This is a genomic window from Massilia sp., assembly GCF_046293535.1.
Classification (GTDB): domain Bacteria; phylum Pseudomonadota; class Gammaproteobacteria; order Burkholderiales; family Burkholderiaceae_D; genus Telluria.
Map to the genome: position 1 here is coordinate 1 of NZ_JBKBOV010000083.1, position 4,678 is coordinate 4,678.

5 protein-coding genes and 2 tRNA genes are annotated in these 4,678 nt (G+C 65.1%); 5 read left to right on the plus strand and 2 right to left on the minus strand.

Going from position 1 to position 4,678, the window contains the following annotated elements; genetic code table 11:
* Window positions 1-28 precede the first annotated feature (28 nt).
* The 5 genes from ACK4S9_RS23045 (at window position 29) to ACK4S9_RS23065 (ending at window position 3,947) form a co-directional block, all read left to right on the plus strand.
* Window positions 29-104: transfer RNA gene (locus tag ACK4S9_RS23045), tRNA-Glu, on the plus strand.
* 71 nt (window positions 105-175) lie between these two features.
* Window positions 176-251: transfer RNA gene (locus tag ACK4S9_RS23050), tRNA-Glu, on the plus strand.
* An 83-nt stretch (window positions 252-334) separates the two neighbouring features.
* Entirely contained in the window at window positions 335-1,510 is a 1,176-nt protein-coding gene (earP, locus tag ACK4S9_RS23055) for an elongation factor P maturation arginine rhamnosyltransferase EarP (RefSeq protein WP_409730253.1), read from the plus strand.
* A gap of 111 nt (window positions 1,511-1,621) precedes the next feature.
* The gene (locus tag ACK4S9_RS23060; protein WP_027863741.1) at window positions 1,622-2,197 is read left to right on the plus strand and encodes an elongation factor P; all 576 of its coding nucleotides are present in this window, start codon (window positions 1,622-1,624) and stop codon (window positions 2,195-2,197) included.
* A gap of 139 nt (window positions 2,198-2,336) precedes the next feature.
* Complete coding sequence (locus ACK4S9_RS23065; protein WP_409730256.1) at window positions 2,337-3,947, plus strand: amidase; 1,611 nt, start codon at window positions 2,337-2,339, stop codon at window positions 3,945-3,947.
* Here the strand turns inward: ACK4S9_RS23065 and ACK4S9_RS23070 are convergent, their stop codons facing one another.
* Together ACK4S9_RS23070 and ACK4S9_RS23075 are read right to left on the minus strand one after the other, a co-directional pair.
* Window positions 3,948-4,460: a TssQ family T6SS-associated lipoprotein gene (locus tag ACK4S9_RS23070; protein WP_409730257.1), complete on the minus strand. Its 513-nt coding sequence runs from the start codon at window positions 4,458-4,460 to the stop codon at window positions 3,948-3,950.
* The coding region (locus ACK4S9_RS23075; RefSeq protein ID WP_409730259.1) for a PEGA domain-containing protein at window positions 4,457-4,678 on the minus strand (222 nt) is incomplete at its 5' end. The genes ACK4S9_RS23070 and ACK4S9_RS23075, both read right to left, overlap by 4 nt.

The following is a 4,678-nucleotide window of genomic DNA, read 5'->3' on the forward strand; positions in this document are numbered from 1 at the left end:
AGGAAAAACAACAGTTCTGGCAGTCCGGGTCCCCATCGTCTAGAGGCCTAGGACATCACCCTTTCACGGTGAGTACCGGGGTTCGAATCCCCGTGGGGACGCCAAGAATTTGGCAGCAGGGTTGGCGCCGCGGTGCGGTGCAATCCGTAGTAAACAGCAGTAAGTACAGTTCAAGGTCCCCATCGTCTAGAGGCCTAGGACATCACCCTTTCACGGTGAGTACCGGGGTTCGAATCCCCGTGGGGACGCCAGTATAAGACCGGAGTAGACCAACGCGCATGCGCGGAGAGGTGCTCCGGTTTTTCTTTTTGTCCGTCGCTTTTCGCGTATCGACATGTCATCGAATCCATCCCTTACCCTCGCACTGTTCTGCAAGGTCGTCGACAATTACGGCGACATCGGCATCTGCTGGCGCCTGGCGCGCCAACTGTGGCGCGAGCATGGCGTGCACGTCAGCTTGTGGGTCGACGATCTCGCCAGTTTCCGCCGGATCTGCCCGGAAGTCGACGTACTTGCCGACGCGCAGACCGTGCAGGGCGTCTTGGTGCGCCACTGGCGCGACCAGGAGGGCAGTTTCGCGCCGGAAGAGGTCGCCGACATCGTGATCGAGTTCTTCGCGGTCGACATTCCGCCGGCCTATGTCGCGGCCATGGCGCAGCGCATGCCGCGCCCGGTCTGGTTCAACCTGGAAGGCCTGAGCGCGGAAGAGTGGGTGGAGGGCTGCCACCGCCTGCCGTCCATGCACCCGCGCCTGAAGCTGACCAAGCACTTCTTCTTCCCTGGATTCACGCCCAGGACCGGCGGCCTGCTGCATGAGGCCGGCCTGGACGAGCAGCGCCTGGCCTTCCAGGCCGACCGCGCCGCGATGGCCGGCTTCCTGGCCGGCTTCGGCGTCGGCGCGGCCGAGATGGACTCGCTCAAGGTATCGCTGTTCTGCTATCCGCACGCGCCGGTCGGCGAACTGCTGCAGGCCTGGTCGGAAGGCTCCGGGCCGGTGACCTGCCTGGTGCCCGAAGGGGTCGCCGCGCAAGCCGTCGGCGCTTTCATGGGCTGCGCCTCACCTGGCGCCGGCGACAGCGCCACGCGCGGCGCGCTCACGGTGCGCGTGCTGCCCTTCGTGCCCCAGCCCGACTACGACCGGCTGCTGTGGGCCTGCGACCTGAATATCGTGCGCGGCGAGGATTCCTTCGTGCGCGCCCAGTGGGCGGGGCGGCCTTTCGTCTGGCACATCTATCCGCAGGACGAAAACCTGCACCATCAAAAATTGCGCGCCTTCCTCGGCCGGTACGCGGGCGAACTGCCGGCGCTCGCGCGGTTTTCGCTGGGATGGAATGGCGCACTCGACATCGCTTCGATGCCTGCGGCGTGGCGCGATCTGCAAGCCGAACTTCCGCGTATTGCGATCCGGGCCGAAGCCTGGCGCCAGGAGGTGCTGGCCCATGGCGATTTGACGACGAAGCTGCTCGAATTCGCCCGTGAACTGAGGCTGGCTGCGCAAAATCCGGTATAATGCGCGGTTACTCCGTAACGAAATACACAGGATCAAACGTAGGCTTCAACAGCTTTCTTCGCTCATGGCCACCGCTGATTTAATGCAACTTACTTTTTACGTAAAATTACTATGAAATTCGCTAAAGAAATCCGTGTTGGCAACATCATTATGGTCGAAGACAAGCCATTCATCGTGCTGCGTTCCGACGTGAACGGTTCGAGCCGCACGGGCTTCACCTACAAGTGGAAGATGAAGAATCTTCTGACCAACGCTCCGCTGGAAAACGTGTTCCGCGGCGACGACAAGTTCGACGTCGTCGTGCTGGACAAGAAGCCGGTGACCTACTCGTACTTCGCCGACCCGCTGTACGTCTTCATGGACGAAGAGTACAACCAGTACGAAATCGAAGAAGAAAACATGGGCGACGCCATCAATTACCTGAAAGACGGTATGGAATGCGAAGCCGTGTTCTACGACGGCAAGGCGATCTCGGTCGAACTGCCGACCACCATCGCACGCCTGGTCGTGTACTCGGAGCCGGCCGTCAAGGGCAACACCTCGGGCAACGTCCTGAAGGAAGCCAAGATCGAGAACGCCATCGAAGCCAAGCAGCACACCGTGATGGTGCCGCTGTTCGTCAGCACCGACGACGTCATCGAAATCGACACCCGTACCAACGAGTACAAGAAAGTCGTCCGCAACTAAGCTGCGAACGCGACCAGAGAAAACGCTGCTTCGGCAGCGTTTTTTTTCGCCCGTGCGCGGCGCGAAGTCATCGTTTGTAACGTGTCACATGAGTAACTTTTACTGCTATGCTGGTGCATTATTCGACACGGAGGCAGGTATGAAGCGCAGGGATTTCGTTCGGCTCGGCGTCAGCGCAGGCATGGCGGCGGGCGCCACCGCGGCGGCGGCACAAGCCCAGGCCGCGCCCAAAGTGGCGGGCGCGGCTGCCGCCGGCATCCTGGATGCCGGCGTACGCGAACAGCAGGCCCAGATGGCAGCCGGCAAGCTCACCTCCAGCTCCCTGGTGCAGCAGTACCTGGCGCGCATCGATGCCATCGACAAGGCCGGCCCGCGCCTGAACGCGGTCATCGAAACCAATCCGGACGCGCTCAGGATCGCGGCCGACATGGACCGCGAGCGCGCCGCCGGAAAAGTGCGCGGCCCGCTGCACGGCATCCCGGTCCTGCTGAAGGACAATATCGCCACCGCCGACCGCATGAGCACCAGCGCCGGCTCGCTCGCCCTGGACGGCGTGCGCGCGGTCAAGGATGCCCATATCGTCACGCTGCTGCGCAAGGCCGGCGCCGTCATCGTCGGCAAGACCAACCTGTCCGAATGGGCCAATATGCGCTCGACCAAGTCGGTCAGCGGCTGGAGCGGGCGCGGCGGGCAGACCAAGAATCCCTACGCGCTCGACCGCAATACCAGCGGCTCGAGCTCGGGCTCGGGCGCCGCCGCGGCAGCCAGCCTGGCCACGCTGACCGTCGGCACCGAGACCGACGGCTCGATCGTCTCGCCCTCGTCGTCCTGCGGCATCGTCGGCATCAAGCCGACCCTGGGCCTGCTCAGCCGCAGCGGCATCATTCCGATCGCCCATTCGCAGGACACGGCCGGCCCGATGACGCGCAGCGTGGCGGACGCGGCCCTGATGCTGGCCGCCATGGCCGGACCGGACGCCGACGACCGGGCGACCGCCGACAGCCGGCAGCACCTGGCCGACTATGCGGCGGCGCTGCGCCTCGATGGCCTGAAGGGCAAGCGCATCGGCGTGGTCCGCAACTTCTTCGGCAGCAACGACGCGGTCGACGCGATCATCGAGAAGGAGCTCGCGGTTCTGGCGGCGCAGGGCGCGACCCTGGTCGACGTCAAGCTGCCCAACGCCGACAAGTACAACGAGAGCGAACTGCAGGTGCTGCTGTACGAATTCGCGCCCGGCCTGGAAGCCTGGCTGAAGAACTACGCGCCGCACGCGCCGGTCAAGAACATGGCGGACGTCATCGCGTTCAACGAAAAGCATGCCGCGCGCGAGATGCCGTACTTCAAACAGGAACACCTGGTCGCGGCCCAGGCCAAGCCGGGCCTGGATGCGCGCGAGTACCGCGAGGCCCTCGCCAACGACCTGCGCTACTCGCGCGACGAAGGCATCGACCAGGTGATGAGGGAGCACAAGCTCGACGCCCTGGTGGCGCCTACCGGCGGACCGGCCTGGCTCACCGACTACGTCAACGGCGACCACTACGGCGGCAGCTTCTCGAGCCCGGCCGCGGTGGCCGGCTACCCCCACATCACGGTGCCGGCCGGCTTTACGCGCGGCCTGCCGGTGGGCATCTCCTTCGTGGGCGGGGCGTGGAGCGAAGCGGCGCTGATCGGAATGGCCTATGCCTACGAGCAGGCCTCCAAACGCCGGCGCGCGCCGGTCTACCCCGCCACCATCAATGTGAAGCTTTGATCAGCGCACGTTCTGCCTGGCCTTGGCGAACTGCGGCCCCCACAGCGGGTGGCCCTGTTCGCCGGGGCTCAGGTCGAAGGTGGCGTCCAGCCGCAGCGCCCGCTCGAAGGCCTGGCGGCATGGGGTCGGTCGCTTGGTCACGCAGTAGCTGAACGCGGTGTACTTGAGCGCGCTGACGCGGTTGCGTACCGAGCCGCCGTTCATGTCGTTCGAGGTCAGCCGCCTGATCGCGCCGTTGAAGTCGCCGTCGTGGTACAGGGCGATGCCTTCGCGCAGGGCGATCTCACCGCGATCCGGCGCCGGGCGTTCCGGGCGCGGCGCGGGGCGCTCGGCGCGTTCCAGGCGCTCGGCCTTGGGATGGGAACGGTCGTCCACGCGCGCCCTGGGGCGCGGCGGCTCGTTCTTGCCCATCATGGAATTGAGCTGCGAATTCAGTTCGGCGCAGCCGCCGAGCAGCAGCACGGCGCCGAGCAGGCAGGCACGCAAGCCATGGGTCGCGATGCGCGGGTTCACTCCACCTCCTCTTCAGTAAAATCCATTTCGATCACGGCGGTCGCACCCTTGACGGCGTTCACGATCACGGTGTGCTCGGGGAAATTCGGGTTGACGATGCGGATCGTGTGCTGGCCCGGCGCCAGGGTCAGCCGCTTGAGCGGCGGGCTGGCGCCGTGGTCGACGCCGTCGACCTGCACCATGGCCCAGGGCTTGATCATCAGCTTGTAGCTCGCGCC